Origin of the sequence: Macrococcus capreoli (assembly GCF_025628935.1) — a bacterium.
Classification (GTDB): Bacteria; Bacillota; Bacilli; order Staphylococcales; family Staphylococcaceae; genus Macrococcoides; species Macrococcoides capreoli.
Genome location: NZ_JAOTIS010000006.1, coordinates 102,597 through 127,661 on the forward strand (window position 1 = coordinate 102,597; position 25,065 = coordinate 127,661).

28 protein-coding genes are annotated in these 25,065 nt (G+C 33.5%); 8 read left to right on the top strand and 20 right to left on the bottom strand.

The genetic code is table 11. The features are described 5' to 3' along the window. Positions 1 to 34 precede the first annotated feature (34 nt). The 8 genes from nagA to OCL94_RS06200 form a co-directional block, all read right to left on the bottom strand. Positions 35 to 1,168 (bottom strand): N-acetylglucosamine-6-phosphate deacetylase, encoded by a 1,134-nt coding sequence (nagA, locus tag OCL94_RS06165; RefSeq protein ID WP_262995639.1) that lies wholly within the window; start codon positions 1,166 to 1,168, stop codon positions 35 to 37. A 362-nt stretch (positions 1,169 to 1,530) separates the two neighbouring features. Then, entirely contained in the window at positions 1,531 to 2,268 is a 738-nt protein-coding gene (gene nfsA / locus OCL94_RS06170; RefSeq protein WP_262995640.1) for an oxygen-insensitive NADPH nitroreductase, read from the bottom strand. A gap of 12 nt (positions 2,269 to 2,280) precedes the next feature. Continuing rightward, positions 2,281 to 2,754: a tRNA (uridine(34)/cytosine(34)/5-carboxymethylaminomethyluridine(34)-2'-O)-methyltransferase TrmL gene (gene trmL, locus OCL94_RS06175; RefSeq protein ID WP_262995642.1), complete on the bottom strand. Its 474-nt coding sequence runs from the start codon at positions 2,752 to 2,754 to the stop codon at positions 2,281 to 2,283. Next, entirely contained in the window at positions 2,755 to 3,879 is a 1,125-nt protein-coding gene (queG, locus tag OCL94_RS06180; protein ID WP_411268484.1) for a tRNA epoxyqueuosine(34) reductase QueG, read from the bottom strand. A 114-nt stretch (positions 3,880 to 3,993) separates the two neighbouring features. Next, positions 3,994 to 4,716: an amino acid ABC transporter ATP-binding protein gene (locus tag OCL94_RS06185; RefSeq protein ID WP_262995699.1), complete on the bottom strand. Its 723-nt coding sequence runs from the start codon at positions 4,714 to 4,716 to the stop codon at positions 3,994 to 3,996. Next, positions 4,709 to 6,139, bottom strand: coding sequence for an ABC transporter substrate-binding protein/permease (locus tag OCL94_RS06190; protein WP_411268487.1), 1,431 nt, complete (start codon positions 6,137 to 6,139; stop codon positions 4,709 to 4,711). The genes OCL94_RS06185 and OCL94_RS06190 overlap by 8 nt, the downstream gene beginning before the upstream one ends. A 423-nt stretch (positions 6,140 to 6,562) precedes the next feature. After that, positions 6,563 to 7,285: an amino acid ABC transporter ATP-binding protein gene (locus OCL94_RS06195; protein WP_262995646.1), complete on the bottom strand. Its 723-nt coding sequence runs from the start codon at positions 7,283 to 7,285 to the stop codon at positions 6,563 to 6,565. Beyond that, positions 7,278 to 8,681 carry an ABC transporter substrate-binding protein/permease gene (locus OCL94_RS06200; RefSeq protein ID WP_262995702.1) on the bottom strand — a complete coding sequence of 468 codons (1,404 nt, stop codon included), beginning with the start codon at positions 8,679 to 8,681 and terminating at the stop codon, positions 7,278 to 7,280. The genes OCL94_RS06195 and OCL94_RS06200 overlap by 8 nt, the downstream gene beginning before the upstream one ends. A gap of 207 nt (positions 8,682 to 8,888) precedes the next feature. Here OCL94_RS06200 and OCL94_RS06205 point away from each other — a divergent pair, with 207 nt between their 5' ends. After that, on the top strand, positions 8,889 to 10,040 hold the full coding sequence (locus tag OCL94_RS06205) for an aminotransferase class I/II-fold pyridoxal phosphate-dependent enzyme (RefSeq protein ID WP_262995649.1): 1,152 nt from the start codon (positions 8,889 to 8,891) through the stop codon (positions 10,038 to 10,040). Between the two features lie 55 nt (positions 10,041 to 10,095). Here OCL94_RS06205 and OCL94_RS06210 read toward each other — a convergent pair whose 3' ends face one another. Then, a complete protein-coding gene (locus tag OCL94_RS06210; protein ID WP_411268485.1) occupies positions 10,096 to 11,190 on the bottom strand; it encodes a PTS transporter subunit IIC in 1,095 nt (364 codons plus the stop codon). A 21-nt stretch (positions 11,191 to 11,211) separates the two neighbouring features. Further along, the gene (locus OCL94_RS06215; protein WP_262995651.1) at positions 11,212 to 11,538 is read right to left on the bottom strand and encodes a nucleoside triphosphate pyrophosphohydrolase family protein; all 327 of its coding nucleotides are present in this window, start codon (positions 11,536 to 11,538) and stop codon (positions 11,212 to 11,214) included. Positions 11,539 to 11,676: 138 nt separating this feature from the next. On the opposite strand from OCL94_RS06215, the gene OCL94_RS06220 reads away from it, so the two are divergent. After that, entirely contained in the window at positions 11,677 to 12,231 is a 555-nt protein-coding gene (locus tag OCL94_RS06220) for an ATP-dependent Clp protease proteolytic subunit (RefSeq protein ID WP_262995653.1), read from the top strand. Between the two features lie 91 nt (positions 12,232 to 12,322). On the opposite strand, the gene OCL94_RS06225 is transcribed toward OCL94_RS06220, so the two are convergent. After that, on the bottom strand, positions 12,323 to 12,829 hold the full coding sequence (locus OCL94_RS06225; protein ID WP_262995655.1) for a P-loop NTPase family protein: 507 nt from the start codon (positions 12,827 to 12,829) through the stop codon (positions 12,323 to 12,325). Positions 12,830 to 12,840: 11 nt separating this feature from the next. Further along, complete coding sequence (locus OCL94_RS06230) at positions 12,841 to 13,647, bottom strand: phosphotransferase (RefSeq protein ID WP_262995657.1); 807 nt, start codon at positions 13,645 to 13,647, stop codon at positions 12,841 to 12,843. Positions 13,648 to 13,724: 77 nt separating this feature from the next. Between OCL94_RS06230 and OCL94_RS06235 the strand changes: the two genes are divergently transcribed. After that, positions 13,725 to 14,099: a YkvA family protein gene (locus OCL94_RS06235; RefSeq protein ID WP_262995659.1), complete on the top strand. Its 375-nt coding sequence runs from the start codon at positions 13,725 to 13,727 to the stop codon at positions 14,097 to 14,099. Here the strand turns inward: OCL94_RS06235 and OCL94_RS06240 are convergent. Genes OCL94_RS06240 through OCL94_RS06255 form a run of 4 tightly spaced genes read right to left on the bottom strand, consistent with a single transcriptional unit; the run spans position 14,090 to position 16,545 of the window. Further along, a complete protein-coding gene (locus OCL94_RS06240; protein WP_262995661.1) occupies positions 14,090 to 14,497 on the bottom strand; it encodes a cupin domain-containing protein in 408 nt (135 codons plus the stop codon). The genes OCL94_RS06235 and OCL94_RS06240 overlap by 10 nt on opposite strands. Before the next feature lie 30 nt (positions 14,498 to 14,527). Beyond that, positions 14,528 to 15,343, bottom strand: a complete 816-nt coding sequence (locus tag OCL94_RS06245; protein ID WP_262995663.1) for an alpha/beta fold hydrolase — start codon at positions 15,341 to 15,343, stop codon at positions 14,528 to 14,530. A gap of 12 nt (positions 15,344 to 15,355) precedes the next feature. Next, the gene (locus OCL94_RS06250) at positions 15,356 to 15,745 is read right to left on the bottom strand and encodes an HIRAN domain-containing protein (protein ID WP_262995665.1); all 390 of its coding nucleotides are present in this window, start codon (positions 15,743 to 15,745) and stop codon (positions 15,356 to 15,358) included. Between the two features lie 11 nt (positions 15,746 to 15,756). Beyond that, entirely contained in the window at positions 15,757 to 16,545 is a 789-nt protein-coding gene (locus tag OCL94_RS06255) for a hypothetical protein (protein WP_262995667.1), read from the bottom strand. A gap of 150 nt (positions 16,546 to 16,695) precedes the next feature. On the opposite strand from OCL94_RS06255, the gene OCL94_RS06260 reads away from it, so the two are divergent. After that, complete coding sequence (locus tag OCL94_RS06260) at positions 16,696 to 17,601, top strand: EamA family transporter (RefSeq protein ID WP_262995669.1); 906 nt, start codon at positions 16,696 to 16,698, stop codon at positions 17,599 to 17,601. Positions 17,602 to 17,787: 186 nt separating this feature from the next. On the opposite strand, the gene OCL94_RS06265 is transcribed toward OCL94_RS06260, so the two are convergent. The 4 genes from OCL94_RS06265 to OCL94_RS06280 all read right to left on the bottom strand — a co-directional run bounded on the left by OCL94_RS06265 (position 17,788) and on the right by OCL94_RS06280 (position 22,833). Continuing rightward, entirely contained in the window at positions 17,788 to 18,762 is a 975-nt protein-coding gene (locus tag OCL94_RS06265; protein ID WP_262995670.1) for a GrpB family protein, read from the bottom strand. Positions 18,763 to 18,812: 50 nt separating this feature from the next. Then, on the bottom strand, positions 18,813 to 19,835 hold the full coding sequence (locus OCL94_RS06270; protein WP_262995672.1) for a D-alanine--D-alanine ligase family protein: 1,023 nt from the start codon (positions 19,833 to 19,835) through the stop codon (positions 18,813 to 18,815). Positions 19,836 to 19,846: 11 nt separating this feature from the next. After that, positions 19,847 to 21,754, bottom strand: a complete 1,908-nt coding sequence (locus OCL94_RS06275; RefSeq protein ID WP_262995674.1) for an AAA family ATPase — start codon at positions 21,752 to 21,754, stop codon at positions 19,847 to 19,849. A gap of 152 nt (positions 21,755 to 21,906) precedes the next feature. Continuing rightward, entirely contained in the window at positions 21,907 to 22,833 is a 927-nt protein-coding gene (locus OCL94_RS06280) for a helix-turn-helix domain-containing protein (RefSeq protein ID WP_262995676.1), read from the bottom strand. Between the two features lie 187 nt (positions 22,834 to 23,020). Between OCL94_RS06280 and OCL94_RS06285 the strand changes: the two genes are divergently transcribed. The 4 genes from OCL94_RS06285 to OCL94_RS06300 are packed head-to-tail and all read left to right on the top strand — an operon-like array spanning position 23,021 to position 25,021. Next, positions 23,021 to 23,335, top strand: coding sequence for a DUF771 domain-containing protein (locus tag OCL94_RS06285; protein ID WP_262995679.1), 315 nt, complete (start codon positions 23,021 to 23,023; stop codon positions 23,333 to 23,335). Between the two features lie 14 nt (positions 23,336 to 23,349). Then, positions 23,350 to 23,661, top strand: a complete 312-nt coding sequence (locus OCL94_RS06290; RefSeq protein WP_262995681.1) for a hypothetical protein — start codon at positions 23,350 to 23,352, stop codon at positions 23,659 to 23,661. A gap of 41 nt (positions 23,662 to 23,702) precedes the next feature. Next, on the top strand, positions 23,703 to 24,248 hold the full coding sequence (locus tag OCL94_RS06295) for a hypothetical protein (RefSeq protein ID WP_262995683.1): 546 nt from the start codon (positions 23,703 to 23,705) through the stop codon (positions 24,246 to 24,248). A gap of 2 nt (positions 24,249 to 24,250) precedes the next feature. After that, the gene (locus tag OCL94_RS06300) at positions 24,251 to 25,021 is read left to right on the top strand and encodes an ATP-binding protein (RefSeq protein WP_262995685.1); all 771 of its coding nucleotides are present in this window, start codon (positions 24,251 to 24,253) and stop codon (positions 25,019 to 25,021) included. Positions 25,022 to 25,065 lie beyond the last annotated feature (44 nt).

Here is a 25,065-nt window from a genome sequence, read left to right on the forward strand (position 1 = left end):
AATCGTTCCTCCTAGGAATGTTCTTATCTACATATTATTTATTATATATGTTATACCCTCTTTTGACAGTACATAACACATTAAATTCTTCATCTAATAATACGAAGTCTGCCTGCTTGCCGACTTTTATGCTGCCAATTCTATCATCAACCTTCAGTGCAACGGCTTGATTATAACTCATCACACGCCATGCATGCTCCATTGATTCACCGGTATATTGCATAAAGTGTTTCAATCCTTCGTTCATCTTGAGAACACTACCTGCTAATGTACCGTCTTTTAAACGTGCTTCATTGCCATTAACATAAACTTGTTGTCCGCCAAGTTCACTGACACCATCACCTAATCCTTTTGCGCGCATGGCGTCTGTTATTACGATAAAGCGATCGCGACCTTTTAAGCGGTAGGCAATATCAACAGCAGCAGGATGTGAATGGACACCGTCAATAATACACTCGGTCGTTAAGTTATCGTTCAGCCATGCTGCACCAAATGCTCCAGGTGCTCGGTGCTTAAATGGTGTTGCTGCATTATAGAGATGTGTAATGTGCTTCAAGCCTTTTGATTGTGCGTTATTCAGTTCGTCAAATGTAGCAGTCGTATGACCAGCTGAGAAGATGATATCATCAAAATGCTGTATCACATCAAGCGCGCCTTCAACTTCGGGTGCTATCGTAATAATCTTGATGTTGTTGTGTGCAGCTTGCTGTAACTGATTGATTAATGTAGTAGTAGGACGTATTACAAATTTGGGGTCTTGCGCGCCTACTTTATGTTCCGAAATAAACGGCCCTTCGAGATGTATGCCAAGTATTTCAGCACCTTGACTTTCAAATGTGGCGATACTTTCAAGTGCATTCGTTACTCTCGGAATCGATTCAGTCATCGTTGTCGGTAAAAAGGACGTCGTACCTTCTTTCAACAATCCTTGCGTTAACATATCAAGTGATTCATGTGTCGCGTCCATCGCGTCAGCGCCGTATCCACCATGGATATGAATATCAATAAATCCTGGCAATAACATATTACCGTGCGCATCAATTGTTTCTGCTTCACCTGAATATTCCCCTTCACCAATGGCAACAATCTTATCATTAAATTCAATATAGCCGTTATGAATGACTTTATCTTCTGTATAAATTTTTGCGTTGATAATGGCCTTCATCATATCAATCCTTTATTTGTTGTTTTAAATCTTTATAGAATACGTTATAATAATATCATTAAGAAAATACAGGGGGTTCATCAATGAATACATTATTAATTGGTATGGTATGTATCGCTTTCCTTACAGCAATCTTAACTGCTGGACGTGAATCTAGCTACGGTGTTAAAGAAGAAGATTTAAATAAATAAAATCAGGCTGTCGACAAATGCGTTTAGACACGTGCAAACTGGAGTCAAAGCTGAAAAATCGCTTTTTGATTTTGAAAGATTTGTCGAAGGTTATCATGCGTCTGCCCGTGAGACGCCATTAATGAAAAAATCCGAAGACAATTCATCTATTGAATTCTCTTCGGATTTTTTGTGTTATTGTTGTAAAAATCCTTGGCGTTTAATCACAGCATCTACATCAAGTCGTGCTTTTTGCGAAAGCATACCGACTACTTGTTCACTCCACTGATCGTTTCTTGCACCGTTTGTTCGTTCTTTGTAATATGCTGAAGTGGCTGCATCGTATTCTGCATAATCCCCATAATCAAACGCTTTATAGCTGTTCTCATGATATACCACATCAATTGGTAATCGCTCTTTCTGACTACCTTCACTTTCAGGTACACCGACAACCATGCCGAATAACGGATACGTGTATTCAGGTAAGTCTAATAGGTCAATCACTTGCTGCATATCATTGCGTAAAGAACCGATATAACAAATGCCAAGCCCCATACTTTCAGCCGCGATGGCCATATTTTGACTGGCAAGCGCTGCATCTACAGTCCCAACAATTAAAGATTCCGTCGTGCCAAAGTAATCAGCAATCGGTTGATTCAAATGTTCACCTAACGCTTGATGACGATTGAAGTCTGCGATAAATATAAACAAATGCCCGTTATGTTCAACATACGACTGACCACTAATATCACGCAGTTGGCGCTTAATTGCTGGATCAGTAATGCCGATAATAGAGTATGCTTGTACATAGCTTGATGTAGAGGCACTTTGTGCGGCACGTACAAGCGTTGCTATCGTTTCTTGAGATAACGTTTCATCTTTAAATTGACGAATCGAGCGGTGGTGATGTAATAACTTTATGATATCATTCATCAAAGTCCCTCCTTAACTTAAACCAGGATAGTTTTGTTGACGTAATGCTTCATAAATAAGAATGGCTGCTGTATTCGATAAGTTAAGCGAACGAACGTTATCGTTCATCGGAATACGTAATGCTGTATCCATATATTTTTCTTTCACCCAGTCCGGTAAACCAGTCGTTTCACGTCCGAAGATGAAGTAATGCTTCTCATCAGTATTGCTGTAATCAAATGTTGTATGTGGCTTCTTACCAAACTTCGTTAATAAATAATAATGACCTTCATTCTTCTCAAAGAATTCTTCAATACTATCATAATAAGTAATATTCACATATTGCCAGTAATCCAGTCCTGCACGACGTAACATTTTATCGTCTGTTGAGAATCCTAAAGGACGAATTAAATGCAGGTGCGTATCAGTTGCTGCGCAGCTTCTTGCAATGTTTCCTGTGTTTGCTGGTATTTCCGGTTGATATAATACTACATTGATTGATGACATTTATTTTTCCACACTTTCTATACTTTTTAATATTTCTATTTTAACATCTTTATCTGTTTCTTTATCATATCTTGCTTTTAAATACTCGATTTCATCGCAACTGATTTGTCCGATTGCCCAATAGGCTGTACCTTTTATTTCAGGGCGAGGATCATTCTCTGCAACATCTTTTAAATCTGGAATTGCCTCAAATTCTTTAAAATGGGCGAGCGCGAGTATTGCATTGCGTTGAATGGGTTTCTTGCCACGCCATGCACCTGCTAAATGACCATACTCCGCTTTAAATTGCTTGTTAGTCATCTTGAGTAACGGCACTAATAAAGGCTTTAATGTTTCAGATTCTAATGTGATATCATCTTGTGTCGTATTAATACCACGATTCTTTGGACATACTTGCTGGCATGTATCACAGCCATATAATCGATTGCCAATTTTAGCGCGATATTCATCCGGCATAAAGCCTTTCGTCTGTGTTAAGAAACTAATGCATTTATTTGAATCGAGCTGCCCATTGCCGAGTAAAGCGCCAGTTGGACATCGATCAATACAAATCGTGCAATCTAAACACGAATCAATGACCGGATGATCTGGCTCAAACGGAATCGATACGAGTATTTCGCCAAGATATGTCCATGTTCCTAAATCTTTATTTAAGATAAACCCATTCTTCGCAGCATATCCTAAGCCCGCTCTTTCGGCAACTGCCCTATCACTTAGAACTCCTGTATCTACCATATTCATCGTTTCAGCTTCAGGCACTCTTTCTTTAATAAATTGAACGAGCAATTCTAATCGTTTATTTAATAAAGTATGATAATCAATCCCCCAAGATGCTCTGGCAAATATACCACGACGTGCACCGCGCACACTTTTCGGTGCATTCGGCAGCTTATTCGGGTATCCGACCGCAATCGCGATAATGGACTGTGCTGAAGGTAAAGACAATTTAGGATTAATACGTTCTTCTATCGTTCCTTTCTCGAAACCTGAATCATAATTGTTGCCGTAATAGGCCTCGAGTTTCGGGCGTAGTGATTCAAAAGGTTCTGCTGTTGTAAACCCTATCGCATCTATGCCTATCGTCTTACTATATTCTATTATTTCTTGCTTTAACTTTTGATACATCACTACACCTCCCTTTATTCAAGAATACTATTTTAACACAAAAATAAGAGGATGAGACATATTGTCTTTCTCCTCTTATGATTAACAGTTTAACCGCTTTGTCGACGGCCTCTTCTATAACACCTTTGATAAAAATGCTTTCGCACGTTCATTCTGTGGATGATTAAATAATCTTTCAGGTGGTGCATCTTCCTGTACTATGCCATTATCCATAAAGACGACTCTGTCAGCTACTTCTCTTGCAAAGCCCATTTCATGTGTCACAACAACCATCGTCATCCCTTCTTCAGCAAGTTTCTTCATTACTGCAAGCACGTCACCTACAACTTCTGGATCAAGCGCTGACGTCGGTTCATCAAAGAGAATGACATCTGGATCCATCGCTAACGCTCTGGCAATCGCAACACGTTGTTTCTGTCCTCCAGATAATTGAGACGGATAGTTATCAGCACGGTCTGATAATCCAACTTTATTTAATAAATCTAAAGCTCTCTTCTCAAGCTCATTTTTCTTACCTTTTCCAAGCAATATCGGTGCCAGCATTAAATTCTCTTTTGCAGTCTTATGCGGGAATAAATTAAAACTTTGAAACACCATTCCCATCTTCTGGCGTAACTGATTAATATCCGTATCTTTCGCTGTTAATGCATTACCTTCAAAGATAATATCGCCACTTGTCGGCGTTTCAAGTAAATTTAAACAACGTAGTAATGTCGATTTACCACTGCCGGATGGACCGATAATCGCGACAACTTCTCCTTCAGAAATTTCTAAGTCTATACCTTTCAATACTTCCGTCTTACCGAAAGATTTATGCAAATTATTCACTTTAATCACTAACACTCATTCTCCCTTCAATAACATTCATTACGCGACTTAACGCAAATGTCAGAATAAAATAAACGATGGCTACAATTAGTAACGGTGTAAATGGATCGAATGATGCCCCTTGCACAACTTGTGCATTAAACATTAATTCAGATACTCCAATTACAGAAACAATTGAAGATTCTTTGATGACCGTAACAAATTCATTACCTAACGCCGGTAATATATTTTTAATCGCTTGCGGCATAATCACATTTTTCATCGTTTGCGCCTGACTTAAACCTAGAGAACGTGCCGCTTCTGCTTGCCCTTTATCTACAGCATTGATCCCCGCACGAATAATTTCTGCAATATACGCTGCACAGTTAATGACAAGTGCAATAGCACCACAGATAAATGCCGATAAATCTATGCCAAGCACTGCTGTCGTGCCGAAGTATACTAAAAATACTTGTACAAGTAACGGTGTGCCGCGGATAAATTCAATATAAATCCAGGCAATTGATTTCAGTATGATATTCTTACCGATCTTCATAAAGGCAAGCATACTCCCAAATAGCGAGCCAAGGACAACACCAATAAGTGAAATTAATATTGTAGCACCTACACCCTGGACGAAGAATGAGCCATATTTACTTATAAACGAACCATCATCGAACATTGCTGTATTTGCTTTCTCTTTATAATCTTTCAATAAATCATGTGCTTTAACATCTTTAATCGTTTGATTGACTGCGTTGAGTAATTTCGGTGAATCTTTCGGTAAAGCGATTGCTGTCCCTTTGCTTGCATTTGCAAATTGTAATTTAGAGAATGTTAAATTCTTATTTTGAGTTAAATAAGCTTCTCCGACAGGACCTTCTAATATAAGACCGTCAATCTTACCAGTATTCAATGACATAATAATATCCGGGACACGTGTTAACGATGCAACGTTTGCATCCGGAATTTCTGACTTTGCTAATTCTTCCTGTGTTGATTGCTTTTGTACCCCGACACTTTTTCCTTTAAAGTCTTCAACACTTTGCAATTTTTTCTCATCTTTCTTCTGGATAATCATACGTTGTTCAACATTCATATAATAATCTGAGAAATCGACTTCTTTCTTACGTTCCGGGGTTGGACTCATGCCAGAAATAATGACATCAATCTTACCTGTTTTCAAAGCACCGAGTAAACTATCAAACTGCATATTTACGATCTTCAGTTCCACACCTAAATCTTTGGCCAGTTTTTTCGATAACTCGATGTCGATACCGGCATATTCACGCTTACCATTCGCTGACTTTTCAAATTCATACGGTGCATAATCTGCGGATAACCCGACACGTAACACACCATTCTTCTTGATGGTTTCATACTGATCAGTTTGTGCATGCGCAGTTAATGGTATGTACGAAATGAATAAAATGAAAATAAAACATAAATGCATTATCTTTTTTAGTAACAATATATTGCCCTCCTATGAAATGAATATTATTTTATAATAATACATAATAACGATAATTTATGCAAATGTTTTTTTAAAAAAAGATAAACCACTAGAACTCAAGATTGAAATTCTAGTGGTTTATCTTACTTTATTTAGGGCAGACGCCCGTTCGACAAGCCTCTCTAAACGGCGTTTTCAATGCAGAACCTCGTCAAATTTCATCAACACTTTCGAAATCAAAGAGCGATTTCTCTGTGTTGCTTCCAATTTGTTCGGTTCTGAACGCATTGAAAACAGCCTCTCTAAACGGCGTTTTCAATGCAGAACCTCGTCAAATTTCATCAACACTTTCGAAATCAAAGAGCGATTTCTCTGTGTTGCTTCCAATTTGTTCGGTTCTGAACGCATTGAAAACAGCCTCTCCTATAACACTTTCGATAAAAATGCTTTCGTGCGTTCATTTTGTGGGTTCGTAAATAATGTCTGTGGATCTGCAACTTCCTGTACAATGCCTTTATCCATAAATACAACTCGGTCAGCTACTTCACGTGCAAAGCCCATTTCATGCGTCACAACGACCATCGTCATCCCTTCTTTCGCCAAACTTTTCATAACTTCAAGCACATCTCCTACCACTTCAGGATCGAGTGCCGAAGTTGGCTCATCAAATAACATCACATCTGGATCCATTGCTAGCGCTCTGGCAATCGCCACTCGTTGTTTCTGTCCACCCGATAATTGTGACGGATAATTATTCGCACGATCTGACAATCCTACTTTATCAAGTAAGTTTAACGCGCGTTCTTCAAGTTCTGCTTTACTCCCTCTATTTGTTAATAGTGGTGCCAGCATTAAATTTTCTTTAGCGGTCTTATGTGGAAACAAATTAAAGCTCTGAAATACCATCCCCATCTTCTGTCTTAATTTATTAATATCTGTACCTTTCGCTGTTAATGGAATATCTTCAAAGATAATTTCTCCACTCGTCGGTACTTCTAATAAATTCAAACAGCGAAGCAAAGTTGACTTCCCACTCCCTGATGGCCCGATAATCGCCACCACTTCACCTTCCTGAATATGCAAATCTATCCCCTTTAATACTTCAACTTTACCAAAATATTTATGTAAATCATTAATTTTAATCACTAACGCTCATTCTCCTTTCGATAACATTCATCACTCGAGATAAAATAAATGTTAATACAAAATAAGCAATCGCTGCGATAAGTAATGGTGTGAATGGATCGAATGATGCCCCTTGTACAACTTGTGCATTAAACATTAATTCTGATACACCAATAACGGATACGATTGATGATTCTTTTATAACCGTAATAAATTCATTTCCTAGCGCTGGTAATATATTTTTAATCGCTTGCGGCATAATGACTTTATTCATTGACTGCGCATGTGTTAATCCTAAAGATCGCGCTGCTTCCATTTGTCCTTTGTCAACTGCTTTAATACCTGCTCGAATAATTTCAGCAATATATGCTCCACAATTTAATATTAATGCGAGTGTTCCACATACAAAGGCCGATAAATCTAAACCTAGTACAGCCGTCGTACCGAAATATACTAAAAATACTTGCACTAGTAACGGTGTTCCACGAATAAACTCGATATATACCCAAGCTATCGCTTTTAATATTTTGCTTGAACTTAATTTCAGGAACGCAAATATACCTCCGATTAATGACCCGAATATAACACCTATAATTGAAATTAAAATTGTCGCGCCAATCCCTTGAATAAAGAATGTCCCATACTTACTTAAAAATGATGCATCATCAAACATTTCTTTATGCGCTTTCTTCTCATATTCTTTAATTAATCCTTTATCCTGAGCATCTTTAATCGATTGGTTAATCGCATCTAAAAACTTCGGCGAATCTTTAGGCACCGCAATCGCTGTCGTTTTCTTAGAATCATTAAATTCTACATCAGCAAATGTCAGACTTGGATTTTGTGTTAAATACGCCTCACCTACAATACTATCAATGACAGCTGCTTTCGTTTTACCTGTATTGACACTCATAATTACTTCAGGTGTTCTTGTAAGTGATGTAAGCGTCGCATCCGGCATTTCTTTTTGAGCTAATTCTTCTTGTGTCGTTTGTTTCTGTACTGATACTGGTACATCTTTAAAGTCTTTTAAACTTTTAAATTTATTTTTATCTTTTTTTTGAATGATTACTTTTTGCGTAACGGAAAAGTAGTTATTTGAGAAATCCACTTCTTTCTCACGTTCAGCAGTTGGTGTCATCCCTGATGCAATCATATCAATCTTGCCTGTTTTCATTGCACCAAGTAAACTATCAAAACTCATATTAACAATCTGTAACTTTACATTTTGATCTTTTGCAATTTTCTTAATTAAATCAACATCAATCCCTGCATATTCGCGCTTCCCATTGACGGTGCGCTCAAATTCCATCGGTGCGAAATCCGCAGATAAACCAACTTTTAATACCCCTCGTTTCTTGACGATATCAAACTGATCTTCTTTTGCTTGTACCAAACTGAGTGGTAGCGAAGCCATCAATAACAAAACAATAAAAAATGAAATTACCCCTTTAAAAAATTTCAAATTTCACTCCTCCTCTGCTAGTTGTATTATACAAACTAAAATCGCGTTTAACAATACTGAATTTTCTAAAAATAAAAATTATTCTAAACCCTTTTGCCAATTAAAGCAGAATAATGTACAATTTACTTACATAATTTTTAAGAAGATGGAGTGACGACCGTGCCAACATTAAATCAGTATATAAACGAAGTGACTATACCAGGAACCCGTGAATTTGCAAATAAAGCAGCAGGACTCAACGATTGTATCGATTTAACGCTCGGACAATCTGATTTTGCACCACCCGCTTCAGTGAAGTCTGCAATGATACAAGCAATACAAGATAATCAATTACGTTATACGCATAATCGTGGGTTGATAGCATTAAGAACTGCAATTGCTCATACTTTAAAAGAGAAGTTTAATGTAGATTATCATCCTGAAACAGAGATTATCGTGACAAACGGAGGATCAGAAGCGATTGACGCAGTATTTAGAACCATCATCAATCCAGGTGATGAAGTGATATTGCCTTCACCGTGTTATCTAGGTTATGAACCGATTATTAAATTACTTGGTGCGAAAGTTGTGCTAGTGGATACTTCAAAGACGCAGCTTGTACCGACGCCTGAAGCGATTAAAGCAGCGATTACAGATAAGACGAAAGCTGTACTGTTTAATTATCCGACAAATCCAACGGGTAAGACACTAACATACCAACAAATTAAAGGTTTAGTAGCAATGCTGAAAGATGAAGATATCTTTATCGTGACAGATGAAATTTATAGTGAGAATGTATACGATGCACCACATCATTCATTTTTAGAGTTTCAGGAACTGCGCGACAAACTCTTTGTTATTAATGGATTGTCAAAGTCACACGCGATTACCGGCGCACGTGTCGGTTATGTCGTGTCGAATGCTGAACTTATTACCCATGTAACTTCTGTACATTTATATAACGCGATATGCGTTGCAACACCAAGTCAATACGGTGCGATTGAAGCGTTCAAAGATAGCGATACAGTCAAAATAATGAATAAAGCATATATTGAACGCAGAGATTATTTATTTGATAAGCTTACTGAATTAGGCTTACCGGTTGAGAAACCTCAAGGTGCATTTTATATTTTCCCGGATATTTCGGCATATAATAGCAGTTCTTATCAGTTTGCTACAGATTTACTTGAGCGAGAACGATTAGCTGTTGTACCTGGCAGTGCATTTTCAAAATTTGGTGAGGGCCATATTCGTTTATCATTTGCATCGAGTATGGAAGAGTTAAAAGAAGCAATGGTAAGGCTTGAGAGGTTTTTGAAGGAATATAAATAGTCATAAAAATAGCCCGAATCTTTAAGATTCGGGCCATTTTTGTAGTCATATTCAATTATTGTTCCGTTTTATATAAGAATATTTCATCGTTGTATCCAGGTAATATTCTTTTAAGAATTTGATGTGTGACAAATGCGATTGGTAACGGGATAATTACATACGCCATCAATAGACTTATAACGTTCTGCATAAACGTACCATCCATAAATTTTAAAGCATTGATTGGTCCTACTAATCCAGTATAACCGAACCCTGCTGACATCGGCGTACCTTGAACATTAAAGCAATATGCACAAAGACCGGCGACAATACCATTAATGAGTAATGCCACAATAATAATCGGATGTTTGAAATAAACAGGCATCATCATTTTCGCTGCACCGATAATTAATGTCACCATCGTTCCTTTATCATTTACTTTCATTGCACCGAAGATAAATGTATAGCAACATGCGACTATACCGAGGTTAGCAGAACCACTACCTAACCCAGATAAACTAATCACAGTAGCGATCGCCACAACCGAAATTGGTGTCGCCATTAACACACTATAACTTATCCCAATCAATATACACATGAGGAGCGGATTTAACGTCGTAAAATGATGAATAATTTGTCCAATACCACCTGTAAACTGCTTCAAGTAAGGTAGTGTCAATGAACCGATAAATCCTGGTAAGATACCTGCTAATAGCGGTAGGAATACAATGTTCATACTGCCCATTTTATTACCTAAATAAATAAGTATAAATGCACTTATTGTTATCGTTAACATCATATTAATAATGTCACCAATACCGACAAACATGAATCCTTTACCATTAAACTGCACAGCACCTGAGCCTAATACAGAAGCTCCAGAAAGTATTGCCGTCTGTAATCCATTAAACTTAAACTGTTGACTAATTGTGATACCTGCTAATGCACTTAAACAAAACTGAAAGATAATTAACAACTGACCTAAACTTGTAAATACACTGTTATACTGAGCTAAATATTTAAACAATTCACCGAGCATGGCATTCGGCACAAGTGCGACAACAATACCTGCTGCCATACCATTTAAAATATTAGTAAAAAACTGCTTTGCGTTAATATTCATTGGAATACCTACCCTTATTTGATTTCCTGCACCTAATATTTCTACCATACTTCTATCAGTAAATGCAATCTATTTTTTAGGGCGTGTATTGTTTTCTAAAGTATTAAACACTTCTGGTAATACAGTATTTAAATCAATCTTACTGCGCTCTGCTAAATTAATGAGCCACCAGATTGATTCACTTATTTTATAAGCTAATTCCCCTTCGCTATTCGGTTTAGGCCAGCGTCCTTCCTTATCCATGACAAGTCGACCGACGAGTCCAGCATCTGTTAAGAATGCAAGGGCATCCTCTTCAAGCGACCATTCAGTACCGTGATGTGATACTTCTAACGCGTGATATTGTTGCCTAATTGTTACTGCCTGACGGATTAATGATTCAAATGATTGTTCCATTATGTAAACCTCCATTGTTTTTATCAATCATATCAAATCATCAATTCAAACAGAAATCATACAAATATCGTCCAAATTCTTTGACTTAAATTGACCAAAACAATAAAATAAGGATAACAAGCTTATAGGAGGCACATTATGACAAACGAACAAAAAGATATTATGTTAGAAAAAATGATTGAATCTCGTACAATTCTTATTTCAGGTGGCATTGATGATAAATCAGCGAAAGAAGTAGTGAATCAATTATTATTATTAGACTCAATTAACCACGATCCAATTAAATTAATCATCTCATCGCCAGGAGGACACGTTGATTCTGGTTATTTAATTCACGATATGATTAACTTTATTGAATCTGAAGTTAAGATTATTGGTGCTGGATGGGTAGTTAGTGCCGGTGTATTAATTTACTTATCAGGTAAGAAAGAGAACCGTTATGCATTACCAAATACACGCTTTATGATTCACCAGCCAAGTGGTGGTACGCAAGGTCAAGCATCAAATATGGAGATCACAGCGAAAGAAATTATCCGTACACGTCAAAAGTTAAACGAATTAATCGCTCGTGAAACTGGTAAATCAGTAGAAGAAGTAGAACAACATACAGGCCGTGACTACTGGTTAAATACACAAGAAGCATTAGACTACGGCATCGTTAATAAAATTATTACAAATCAAAATGAAATCTAAAAATTTATCCCCATGCATCAGTTTTGATGTATGAGGATTTTTTATTGCTTAAGATTTGCGTGAGATTTAGCGGTATCTATATTACTAAATGCTAAATTTCGCGAATACTTTCTATTCCATTGATATAGTCATTGATTTCATGTCGTGATTTGAAAATAATAACATGCTTATCTTTATATCTTTCTATCAATTCAAGTACTTGTGGTCTACTCACTTCATTATATCGCTTCACAAATGCTATAAACTCTGGATCTGTCTCTCCTGTTTCAATCCAAGGCATATCTGGTCTTTCTTTTCCCTTTCGTTCTTCAATCCCTGCTAAACAAACGTCTACTGATAAGTCCAGGAAATAGATTGTATCACACTGTTCAAATCTCATTTCTAAAGTATTACCGTAATTACCATCAATTATCCATCGGTCTTTCTCAAGCACTTGCTTCAATCTGTCTATAAAGACTTCCCTGCTAACTGTCGTCTTATCTTTATTCCAATTTAATAAGTCTAAATGAAAGAGCGGTAGCCCAGTCTTATAACTTAATTGTCTGGAAAAAGTACTCTTACCGCTACCTGGACAACCGATTACTATCACTCGCTGCATAACAGTACCTCCTACATTGCATGTAATAATTCCATATAACGCTCAGTATCTTCAGGATGATGGCGCGTGCTTGTTGAAAGACGTAGAGCTAGGATGATCTTGGCATATACTTTAAAGTCCTCAAATGAAATAAAACTATAATTTAAATAATAATCATAGTACGCTTTAAAACTTTGTTCATTAATATCATTCGGACTTGAATAATACAAAAATAACAGTTCATACAATATCAAATTTTGCATCGGTGTCGGATCAATAACAGATAAATCACCTTCGTTCATTATGAAATTATGATAACCAAAATCACCATGTACATATTTCGGTAATTCTTCAGGTGGGGCTACCGCTTCTAAATCATCAAGCAATACATCACAATGATAATAATCATCTAATACAAGACGCTCCAATTCAAGCTCATGCTTTAAAAATGATTTGAAATCTGCTTTTAAATCATTGATATATCCGACGCGTTTATCACTATCATCATAAGCTTTAATAAAATCAATTTTATCTAATAAAGCAGTCTTACTATATGTATACTCCAGCATCTTTCCTTTCATATGTTCCATTAAAATATATGTAGAACCATCCGTCGTTATACAATCAGGAAATGCTGATATATCACGATAACTTTTTAAGAATTGGCTTTCAGACTGTATGGATAATTCCGGATTTAGTTTCAATACGAATTGTTGATGATAATCATCAAGATAAAATACTTTGCTTGTTGTGCCCGATGTTATCTCTGTCAATACACATCGACCACTTACATAATGCATATCCTGTAATGCAAATAATATACTCCTTACCGAAGTCAAAATACCACGTCCTATCTATTCATTTGCATCTATTTATTATATTCGATATTATAACTAAAAACTATCGAGGTAAAAAAATGAATCTAAAACAACGCGCATATCAATTAAAAACAGATGTCCCTGCCATATTTATCGCACTACAGAAAAAAGAAACACCAATTCTCGCTAAAGCTTTGGCGCTCTTAACAATTATTTATGCACTTTCTCCCATTGATTTAATACCTGACTTCATTCCCGTATTCGGTTACTTAGATGATGTTATCTTGTTGCCATTATTTATTAGTTTAACTATCAAACTCATTCCAGTTGAAATATTTGAGCAATGCCAACAAGAAGCCCAAAGTCTGACACGTAAAGATTTAAAACGCTGGTATTTTGCACTGCCCATTCTCATCATCTGGCTCGTAACATTATATGTTCTTGTACAACTATTTAACTATTTTTATAACTGAAGATACCAGTCATCTTCTACAGGTTCAAGCCACTCCGGCGTTCCTGCTGTGATTGCAATATGTTCAAACCAGCTATCTTGCTTTGCACCATGCCAATGTTTAACACCGTCATGCGTAACAATCACATCGCCTGCTTTTAAACTTTGAGCCTGTTTACCTTCTTCCTGATACCAACCTTCACCGCCTGTAACAAGTAAGATTTGAAAGCCATCATGATGAATATGCCAATTATTGCGACATGCAGGCTCGAAAGTCACATTAGCAACGCCAACATTCACATCTTTATCAGCAACAAGTGATTGTAAGTAACTTTGTCCGATAAAGTATTGGGCGAAAGCTTCATTCTTTTCTCCTACCGGGAAAATAACGCCATTTTTTACTTCTTCATTATTTGCCATACGTATCACTCCTAATAATTGATGCTTTAATTATAACAAATCTACCGCACTAACAAACTTTTTAGCAAGTCTGCGGACTTCATCGTATGCATCAATCATTGGATTATGTCCTGTATTCGTTAATACTGTCGTATGGACATGATCTTTTGGTTCAAAGAAACGAATTTGATCCTTATATCCAACAACATTATCATATTGGCCAAGTAATACATATACTAGCGTATCTTCATGGATGTGAATGCTATCTTCACATCTAAATTGATAAAATTCATTATCTTGTCTACGTAGGTTCTTCATAAATTCGTTATTTGCACGTTTAATACCCGGTACCATCAGTTTTCTAAATAAAGCCCAAGTTTCATGATTAACGCGTACAGTCATTCCTAAATAATCTTTATAATATTCTTTGTCTTCTGTTACTTCAAATGCTTCATCAACTTGGCGATCTAATTTTTCAATTGTACGTAGATGCTTTTGGCCTTCAACAACAGGACACGTAATAAATCCAGCCTTCACCTGTTCTTGTAATCTATCCATCACACCTAGGCACATATAACTGCCATAAGAGTGTCCAACTAAAGTAATCTTCTCATCACCTGTCATTGCTTCAATAAACGCGAGCACTACATCTAATATATCATTGGTACTATTTAATCCTAAATCTGCTTCAGATTCACCCATACCCGGAATATCTAAATAAATACGTTGGTACTCCGCAAAAATATCATCATACATTTCAAAGTGACTCGTTAAATCTACACCATTTCCATGAAAGAAATATACAGGTTGACCAACACCTTCTAATTTATAATTTAATGTTACGTCTTTAATATCAATCGTTGTCATATACTATTCCCCTTAGTCTTTTAAATAAATTTCAATCTTTATTTTTACCCAAGATCCGTTTAATTCTTTTTCTTTTACCTTACCAAACAGTAATTTACCTGCATCCATTAACCTTGAGAAGATGATGTTATCTACTTTAGGAATATACCCTAATTTAACGTCATTTAAATTCTTAATTACAATCGCTTTCGAATCATATGGGTTATCTGGCTCCCTATAAAAATTTAATCGCTCTCCTATTTGGATATATGGATACAATTTTTCCATACCATCAACATATGATGTACCTGCAATATATGTATCAAACAATAAGATTTCACGTTCAAATGGTGTTGGAATCGTCACTTTACCACCGTGCAATATGCTGATTAAACCATTTCCCGTTTTTTCTATTTCATGCATTGACATTCACCTCAGTATTCAGCAATTTTTCGTAGATAGATAGAAATAACCTCTTCGAATTGAACGAGCGTTTGTTGTAGACTTGTTTTCCTATCCTCAATCTTTACTTTATCTGAAATAATCGATTTCATCGTATAAGGGAATTTAGATTTTATCTCATCTATTTCTGCCTTTAATGATTGCACTTTTTGAATTAATCGCTCTTCCTCATTGATAATTAATTTCGAATCCATTTCAATTGAATTATCCTTGTCTGCAATCAAAGTATAAATTAACTCAATCGTGCGTAAATCACCAGTTTCATATGCCTGTACGGCATTATGAAATAATTTTACTTCTTCATCGGTCGCATTTGTATTTAAATCTGGATGTAATGCCTTCACAATCGTGCGGTACATTTTTTTTAAAGTTACAAAATCTTCTTCAGATAACACTTCTCCATTTGAACGATCAATTGCTGCATTCAACTGATTTAATTTTTCATCAAGTTGATTTTGATATGTAACAAACTCTATATCTAAAAGTTGATCGATTTCACTCATATTAACCTGTTCCTGACGATTAATTTTCGATTGGATCATCTGAATTTTTCTTTTTAATCTTAAATACAAACACTCTTTCTCAAAAACTTTATATTCTAAAGCTCCAAATGCTAACATATAAGCCATCTCTATATTCTTACATTCATCGTAAAGAAGTTCGTCTCTTTCTAGAATTAACATAGAAATTTCAATCTTTAATTTTTGAATCGATGCTTTCAATTTATCAATTTCCGGGAATACAATAATATTATTGTCCATATCTGACCACCCTTAAATCATATTATAAAATATTATGCAAGATATGGTGTAAGAAGTAAATTACAAGTTTTTATATATTATTAATAGTCATATTGACACCACAATATGCTAAAAATTATAATCATAGTAAAACTTTAGTGAGGTGATGTGATGAACAACAAATTAAAGGGGATTTTATTTGTAACGCTTGGCGCTACTTTCTGGGGTGTCGGAGGTACGGTGTCACAACAATTATTCCAAAAATATGATATCTCTCTCGATTGGTTTATTACGATACGTTTAATCTTTAGCGGTCTTTTCTTATTACTACTCGCAGTCATTAGAAAGCAGCCCGTATTTAACGTATTTCGTAATCGACATACATTATTCCAGCTCATCATATATTCAATCTTCGGTATGCTCGCAGTACAATATACTTTTTTAGCGTCCATTGAAGCAGGAAATGCTGCTGTTGCAACATTGCTACAATATTTAGCACCTATCGTCATCCTTACGTACTTACTCATCACCCGTAAGACAGACTTTAGACCAATCGATTTAATCATCATTGCAGTCTCATCATTCGGAACGTTTCTATTACTTACAAGTGGTAATATCAATAATATCGTTGTAGCACCAAAGGCCATCATTTGGGGACTGTTATCTGCTGTTGCAGCCGCATTCTATACAATGTATGCTGGCCGTCTATTCGTGCGTAATACGCCCCTCGTTATCATCGGATGGGCCATGTTATTTGCAGGAATATTTATTAGTTTGTTTAATCGACACTGGAAGATTAATCCGATTGAATTCGGATTAGTTGGTAATATGTATATTCTATTTGTGATCATTGTAGGAACAGCACTCGCATTCTTCTTATACCTACTTAGTGTTAAATATATTGACCCACAACTTACCGCATTACTAGGCTGTATCGAGCCGTTAACAGCAGTTATATTAAGCATCATATGGCTGAAACAACCTTTTAACTTCATACAATGCATTGGAATGCTCATCATACTAGGTGTCGTATTTATGATATCTATCATGAACAGTAAGAAAAAAGCTAATCCATAATATCTTATATATAATAAAAAAATCCCTTAAACAGTATGTTTAAGGGATTATAGTACCACCGGTCGGGGTCTATAGTATATTTTATTATTTGAAAAGACATCTAATCTACTAGTATTAAAGTATTTTATCATCTTCTTTAGATAAGTTTTCTCTTCCATTTGGCACATTGTTGGCACAATTACGTGTTTATAATACCATTTTTCTTATATTAAAAAGTTGAAGATGAAATTCTTCGCTTATATTATCCCATTGACTTTCATCAAGCCAATTATAATTAAATTCCAAATTGGCATCACCATCATTACCTGTTACCCTGTGTGTGAAATTTATATTATCATTTGATTTAATTTTAAGTAAATAATCATGTCTTACTATATTTTTATCAATGTATTTTTTATAATAATTTGATGTATCTAATTTTAAAAGAAGATCTAACTCTTTACTATCAAATCCGGTTTCTTCTATGATTTCTCGAAATAGTGCAGCCTCTATACTTTCAAACTCTTTAACGCCTCCACCTGGAATACGTATTAATTTTTGAGAGTCCTTTTTCATTGAGTATGTTAATAACTTCTTACTATCATCAATGATGAAAGCATAAACTGATACTTTTTCTTGTTTATCCAAAATTGGCTTTGTAACTTTGCTTTTTATTTGGTACCATTTGAGTGCATCCTTTTCTACATTTTGAACAAAATCATGTTTGCCATTAATATACTTTTCAATATCACATTTATTTTCTTTTAGTAATTGTAATTTCAAATTATTATACTGATTACGTACCTCTTCGTTATTTAACAAATAATCTCTAAACGCTATGTGCCGAATAATATTTGAATCGTCCTTTTCATATATATGTACATGATGCGTTCTATGATCTCCACCTTTTTCAAAGTAGCGTCTATTGATAATGCCATTTTCACCTTTAGCTAGATATCCGATTTCACTCATTTTCTCATTATATTTATCAATTCTTTTAATATCTTTTACTACAATTAATATATCAATTATAGGTTTGGCATATAGAGTAGGTACAGCTGTACTACCAATATGGTAGATATGAAGTAAATCTTCGAATAAAATTTCCCTTAACATTTCTTTTTCGTTATCAAAAATTTCTTTCCAAATGCTATCATATTCACAAATCTCTAATTTTCTCATTAATCCACCTCCAATAAACATCATTCATAAAAGAAATAATAGAATTGATATTAATATTTTGATAAAGAATATTTCACAATTTTCTCGCATAATTGCTCATAATTAATACCATTTGCTTCAGCTTCTTGTGGCAACAAACTTGTTGGTGTCATTCCCGGTAAAGAATTAGCTTCGATACAATAAATATTTTCATTACTATCCATAATAAAATCCACTCTACCATATACTTCTAAACCTAGCTTTTTGAAAATATTTAAAGCAATGTCTTGCATTCTTTTCGTATTTTCTCTATTAATATCCGCCGGTGTTATTTCTTCAGTAGCACCAGGTTGATATTTATTAGAATAATCATAAAAACCCTCTTTAGGAATGAGTTCAATAATTGGTAATACTTCTTCCCCTAAAATACCAACTGAAAATTCTCTACCTTCAATTTTTTGTTCTACTAAAACGGTATTTGAGTATTGTTTAGCAACGTCTATTGCATCTTTTAACTCATCATCATTTTCTGCTACTTTAACTCCAATACTTGATCCATTATCATTTGGTTTTACGACAGCAGGAGCCATTATAGTATTATTATTTTCACTATCAATTATACTCCACTTAGGAGTTAAAATATTATTAACAGTCATTATTTCTTTAGACACAATCTTATCCATTGCTAATAAACTTCCCTTATATCCACTACCAGTGTATCTTATATTGTGTAAATCAAATATTGCTTGTAACTTACCATTTTCTCCAATACCACCATGAAGCCCCAAAAATACAATATCGGCAGATTTACAAATACTAATTACATTTTCTCCAATTTCACTTCTGCGACCATTATTTTTTTCGATTAATTTTTCTAAGTTTGGTGCAATTTTTGGAACTTTATAATCATATACAGTTTCTCCGTAATTTTTATACGCTTCTTCAAAAGTATTAACTTCTTTTAATCCAAGATATAGATCTAACAGTAATACCCTATGTCCATTCTTGATTAATGCATTTGCAATTTGAGAGCCTGAAGATATCGAAACATCTCTTTCATCACTTAATCCACCTGCTAATACAATAATATTCATTAATATCCCCCTTATTTTTTCTCATTTTCAAACCTAGAGTTTATCGAAATAAAAATTTTCTCAAATCTGTCTAATGTGCTTTCACTTAGTGTCCTTGTAGTAATTTTGTTCATAACAAATTCTTGTGCTGGTTTATAATGATTAAATCTTTGTACTTTCATTATTTCATTAATTTGTGGTAGTATTTTGGATTTTTTATTTTTTATTTGAGAAGTTTCTATTTTAGAGTCAGGAAAAGCCTTATTAAAAAACTTGAGATATTCAGCTATAGTGAAAAGATCTTCAATATCAGCTTTATCCTTTGTTTGTATATAATCATGATAAAATTTAATATTTTTATTAGATATTATTCTTCTTTTAACCATGTCTTCAAGTCGCTGTTGTCCTTGTTTATTTTCAAAGGAATCCAATAAAGCTATAATTTTCAAATCATTTCCTCTCATCAATGATATAAATGCTGGTACTTTGTCTAGACCACCTATTGGTACTATTGCAATAGATTCATCTAAACCAGTTCTATTAATAGATTTTAAATACTCAGATATTGATTTTAAATATAGTAAATCAGAAGGTCCTTCAACTAATAAATTCTTTTCAGCTACATATAGATTTTGTGATAATTCATAACCTAAAGCAGCTTGCAAAGGAAATAAAGTATTATCATCTTTTTCACCTTCAGCATCTGAAATTTGTGTACCTTCAATACCTTCATAAGCTGTACGAACTTTATGCAATGAAGCTGATTCTACCATAAAAGGAGAATGTGTAGTTAATATGACTTGATATTTATCTGATAAATCATCAATAAAGTTGAGTAGATCTCTCTGCGCTGAGGCATGCAAATTTAAACCTGGTTCATCTAATAACAGAATATAGTTAGAATTTTTTTCTTGTCTAATTTTTGTGAACCAAACAATGAAGGAAAAGAACCAATTGAATCCTTTACTTCGCTGTGATAACGGTATTGTAACTCTATGTTTTCTATTCTCTACCCTAATATTTAAAATAGCTTGGTTATTCTGATTTGCTATATTAAATTCAATATCTAATTGATCATTTGCTTTCCAATATTTAAACATCAAATCTGTGATATCGATAGATGTAGCTTCTAATTCAGCGATATATTCTTCATAATCATTATTATTTAAAATAGTATTTACATCTAATCCCGAAACATCCAATAAAGCTTTTGCCGTTTTCATAGAAGGATCTTGAATCTCAGATGTTGAAACTATCCTCCTCAAATCAATCTTTGATTGCAAGTTGTAGTATTCATCATAATACCAAAACTTAGGAACTTTTGGTTTAACATACTTGAAATAAATAAACGGAATTAATTTATTTGACCAATTTTTATATTCAGGTTTATCAATTGTATTTGTATAGTATCGAATAAATTCATTTAATTCTTCAGACTTATCTTCAATTTCTAAAATACTTTCAAAATCCTTACATTCTTTTAGTAATTTTTTCTCAATCTCTTTTATTTCAAATTCTTCAATAATATGCTCTATATATTTGTTAAAATCAACGTTAAATTCTGAAAGACGTCTATCATTATTATAATATGATACTAACTTAAACTGACTATTAATAATTATACCTTTACCAAAAATACCCTCTATTTCAGAAATTAAGCTGTCTTCGATTTTATAAGTACATTCTACAACTTCTTGTTCTTCAATATTAGTGTTTCTTTGGAATCTTTTTAGATCTTTTCTAGGAAAATCGGCTGTTGAATTAAACTTGAATGTTGGATCATCATCAAAATAATTTGTTTTAGCAATTGCCTCAAGTATTGCTGTTTTTCCTGACTCATTCATACCTACAATAGTAGTAATATCATCCTCAACTTCAAAAGTTTGTTCAGAATTAATACTTTTATAATTTTTAATTAGTACTTTCTTTAATTTAATCAAATGTAATCCTCCAATATTGTTTATTTGTATATTTCTTTCTTCAACAATTATCTCTTCAAAAAATTTCTATTACATTTTCTATCTATTTTAAATAATACTATAATGATTACTAATTTTTATTTTCTTTATTTATCAACAATATAACTCCTAATTTATAGTTCACTATCCCACCATTTTTTCTTAATTTCTTCCAAATCTACATATCTATTTTCATGATTTTCTAATTCTTTTCTTAAAATTTCTAAATTATTTAGTTCGTTAAAGTAATCTATTTGATATTTTTCAATATCATATTTAAATGTCAAATTAAATAAATCCCAAAATTTGAATAAACTCCCGGATTTAATATAAAAATCATGCTTTAATTTATCCTTTTCAAAGTCATTAAATTTATCTAAGTATTCTTTTGAAAATATTTTATTTATATCTGGTAACGATGTTCTTGATTTAAAGTACGGCATCTCATTATAATTCTCATTAGTTAGAAATGCTTTTGTAAATTGTTCAAAAAGATTTATATACGCATCCAAATCTTTTATTTTGTATATTTCTTTGTCTATAAAAGGTAGCATCTTGGTCCTATATTCAATATTTTTTTCAATCTCATATTTAATTGGTTCTATTCCATTTTTATACCAAGAACTAATAAATTCTTTGTTATTTAATAGATTTTTGTCTATTTCAACTGCCCTTTTAAAAATACCAGTGATATCACTGACATCTAAACTTCCTAACTTTATTTCTTCTGCTAACCATTTCATAGGATAAGCTTCCTCTTTAAAAATATAATTACCATCCCCCTGTTTTTTAATTGGTCTAAATATAGAGACATCTTTAAATATTTCAATTAAAGCTTCTTCTGGAGACCCAAATAAAAATTCTTCTATTGTTTGATTAGGATTATCACTTAAAGAAATGATTTTTTCTAATACTTTCTTTCTGGGAGTCATAATTCCTTTTTCATAACTATTAATCGAACTTTTTGACACTCCTATTAAATCAGCAAACTCATCCATTGATCTTTTTCCTCGTACTTCATATATCTTTCTACCAATTTTATATTTATCTACATTCTTCATATTCAAAATACTTCCTCATTTCATTATTGTTATTATTTGTTCATATTAATTGACAAAATAAATATGCACATATATTATTGTATTAAGTTAAGAATAGTAATGACTTTATACATACTAGTTAAATGTAAAGTAATCATTATTAATTTTAACATAACAAATATGTACTCAGCACTGAAAGGAGGATAATATGACACAAATTTTCAAAGTTAATGCTACTATCGATATCCCGCCTACGTTAATTGTAATTGAAAGAAATGAATATAATTCATTATTGAAAGCAAACCAACGAGGTCGTTGGTGGTCTTTACAAGATGTTATGGAAAGAATAAGTATTAGTCAAAAGTCATTTAGCGAAAAAGTACTTAACAATCCTCGATTCCAAGATCAATTAAAAGAATTCACAAGATTCCCTTTAGAAAAAGGAGAACGTTACTATTTTTTAGCTTCAAAAATGGAAGAATTTTTGGAGAATAATTTTAAAGAAATTATGAAAGATATTTAAAAGGAGAGATTAAAATGGATCCAAGAAAATTATTACAAGTAGAATCATTAGGAAAAAAGTTAATGGCAGTAAAATCTTACGAAGAAACAGTAGATTTTGAAAGTAAGAAACATAATGGCTACAGAATCAATGTATCATTACAAGACGAAAATTCTCCAGCATTTATGGAAATGATTACAGTAAAAATTAAAACGACAAATCCATCTATATCAGAAAAAGAAATGGCATCAAATAAAATACGACCTGTAGCATTTAAGAATTTAAATATTGGGATTTGGAATAATCAACTTACTTTTTCTGCTGATGATATTTTACCAGTAAATTAAAAGCGAGATTAATTTCTCGCTTTCACAATAAGGAGTGTTGTATGAAAAAATATAAAACAAGATTACATTTCAAACGAAAATCTTTTTTAAGATATTTAATAATTCCAATTTTAATTTTTATTGTATATGGCTCGATGAAATATTTTAATAATCATCTCGATGATATGATAATCTTTGAAAATAAAATACCAGATATGTATTTTACAATTATTATATGTGCAGGATTAATATCTATATTTGTAATATGGCTTTTTAGCCCTATCTCACCTTTCAAATCACAAAGAATGCGACACAAATTAAAAGATATTATTGAAATTAATAAGTTCTATTACCTTTCTGAAAATACTAATCGAATAAGAAGTTCAATGGTTTTTATATATTGGTGGGATAATAATCGATTCTACCTTAGAGTGTATCCAAATGGAGGTAAATGGACTTCAAAAACTAATGAACTTAAAGAAATACTAGAATCATCATTTAATATGATAGTAGAAACAGTTGATGATGCTGAACCTAATTTTACACTATACGTATTCAATACAGAAAGAATTGATAGAATTAACGCAACAAAAAAATGGAGTGAATGACAATGGACGTACCCTATATCGAAATTGATGCTGAAAAAAAGTGGTATTATTCAAAAGATCCGATGGCACAAATAAGTGGCCCTCGTGGAAGTGGTAAAACTTATTTTATTTATTACTTACTACTTTCAACAGCTGAAATCGGTGCTGATATTTATATTCTAGATCCTAAGCGAAGCGATTTAGCATCACTTCGCTTTTGTTATCCAGAAAAGTACAAAAACAATAGAGTTGCAACGACACCACATCAAATTTGTAAGATTCTTAGAGAAGTATGTGAATTGATGAATAAAAGATATGAACAATACTTTGAAGTAGAAACAAGCAATCTAGGAGATGATTATTTATCATTAGGTCTCCAACCCATTTTTGTATTTTTTGATGAAGTATTAGCAATGGTAGAAGAAGATTCAAAACTAGGTAAAGAAGCTGAAAAGTATTTAAAACAAATTATTTTAAAAGGTCGTCAAAGTGGCATTTACGCTATTATATCTTCGCAAAGATTATCGGCTGATGCTATGAGTACAGTAATTAGAGAAAATGCCGGTATGCGTGTCGTACTCGGTAAAGTTCAACCTGAGTCATACAGAATGGGTCTAGGGGAATCATTTAAAAATCTTCCCTCTGCTCGTAAAGGTGTTGGTCAAGGCTATATTTATTTAGATGGTCAAGGATGGGAAACACCAAAAGCATTTACAGCACCTTATCTAGATATGTCTAAAATAAACTTTAGACAATTATTTAAGAATATGATTGAAAAAAACCTAGATTTATAACATTGCTATATAAAATAACTAAAATACACTATTCTTAATCATTA

Bases quoted from the DNA above. Each gene is read 5' to 3' on its own strand.
- nagA (WP_262995639.1), bottom strand. From the start codon at position 1,168: ATGATGAAGGCCATTATCAACGCAAAAATTTATACAGAAGATAAAGTC.
- nfsA (WP_262995640.1), bottom strand. From the start codon at position 2,268: ATGAATGATATCATAAAGTTATTACATCACCACCGCTCGATTCGTCAA.
- trmL (WP_262995642.1), bottom strand. From the start codon at position 2,754: ATGTCATCAATCAATGTAGTATTATATCAACCGGAAATACCAGCAAAC.
- queG (WP_411268484.1), bottom strand. From the start codon at position 3,879: ATGTATCAAAAGTTAAAGCAAGAAATAATAGAATATAGTAAGACGATA.
- OCL94_RS06190 (WP_411268487.1), bottom strand. From the start codon at position 6,139: ATGCATTTATGTTTTATTTTCATTTTATTCATTTCGTACATACCATTA.
- OCL94_RS06200 (WP_262995702.1), bottom strand. From the start codon at position 8,681: ATGGCTTCGCTACCACTCAGTTTGGTACAAGCAAAAGAAGATCAGTTT.
- OCL94_RS06210 (WP_411268485.1), bottom strand. From the start codon at position 11,190: ATGGTAGAAATATTAGGTGCAGGAAATCAAATAAGGGTAGGTATTCCA.
- OCL94_RS06215 (WP_262995651.1), bottom strand. From the start codon at position 11,538: ATGGAACAATCATTTGAATCATTAATCCGTCAGGCAGTAACAATTAGG.
- OCL94_RS06220 (WP_262995653.1), top strand. From the start codon at position 11,677: ATGACAAACGAACAAAAAGATATTATGTTAGAAAAAATGATTGAATCT.
- OCL94_RS06225 (WP_262995655.1), bottom strand. From the start codon at position 12,829: ATGCAGCGAGTGATAGTAATCGGTTGTCCAGGTAGCGGTAAGAGTACT.
- OCL94_RS06235 (WP_262995659.1), top strand. From the start codon at position 13,725: ATGAATCTAAAACAACGCGCATATCAATTAAAAACAGATGTCCCTGCC.
- OCL94_RS06240 (WP_262995661.1), bottom strand. From the start codon at position 14,497: ATGGCAAATAATGAAGAAGTAAAAAATGGCGTTATTTTCCCGGTAGGA.
- OCL94_RS06245 (WP_262995663.1), bottom strand. From the start codon at position 15,343: ATGACAACGATTGATATTAAAGACGTAACATTAAATTATAAATTAGAA.
- OCL94_RS06250 (WP_262995665.1), bottom strand. From the start codon at position 15,745: ATGCATGAAATAGAAAAAACGGGAAATGGTTTAATCAGCATATTGCAC.
- OCL94_RS06255 (WP_262995667.1), bottom strand. From the start codon at position 16,545: ATGGACAATAATATTATTGTATTCCCGGAAATTGATAAATTGAAAGCA.
- OCL94_RS06260 (WP_262995669.1), top strand. From the start codon at position 16,696: ATGAACAACAAATTAAAGGGGATTTTATTTGTAACGCTTGGCGCTACT.
- OCL94_RS06265 (WP_262995670.1), bottom strand. From the start codon at position 18,762: ATGAGAAAATTAGAGATTTGTGAATATGATAGCATTTGGAAAGAAATT.
- OCL94_RS06270 (WP_262995672.1), bottom strand. From the start codon at position 19,835: ATGAATATTATTGTATTAGCAGGTGGATTAAGTGATGAAAGAGATGTT.
- OCL94_RS06280 (WP_262995676.1), bottom strand. From the start codon at position 22,833: ATGAAGAATGTAGATAAATATAAAATTGGTAGAAAGATATATGAAGTA.
- OCL94_RS06285 (WP_262995679.1), top strand. From the start codon at position 23,021: ATGACACAAATTTTCAAAGTTAATGCTACTATCGATATCCCGCCTACG.
- OCL94_RS06290 (WP_262995681.1), top strand. From the start codon at position 23,350: ATGGATCCAAGAAAATTATTACAAGTAGAATCATTAGGAAAAAAGTTA.
- OCL94_RS06295 (WP_262995683.1), top strand. From the start codon at position 23,703: ATGAAAAAATATAAAACAAGATTACATTTCAAACGAAAATCTTTTTTA.
- OCL94_RS06300 (WP_262995685.1), top strand. From the start codon at position 24,251: ATGGACGTACCCTATATCGAAATTGATGCTGAAAAAAAGTGGTATTAT.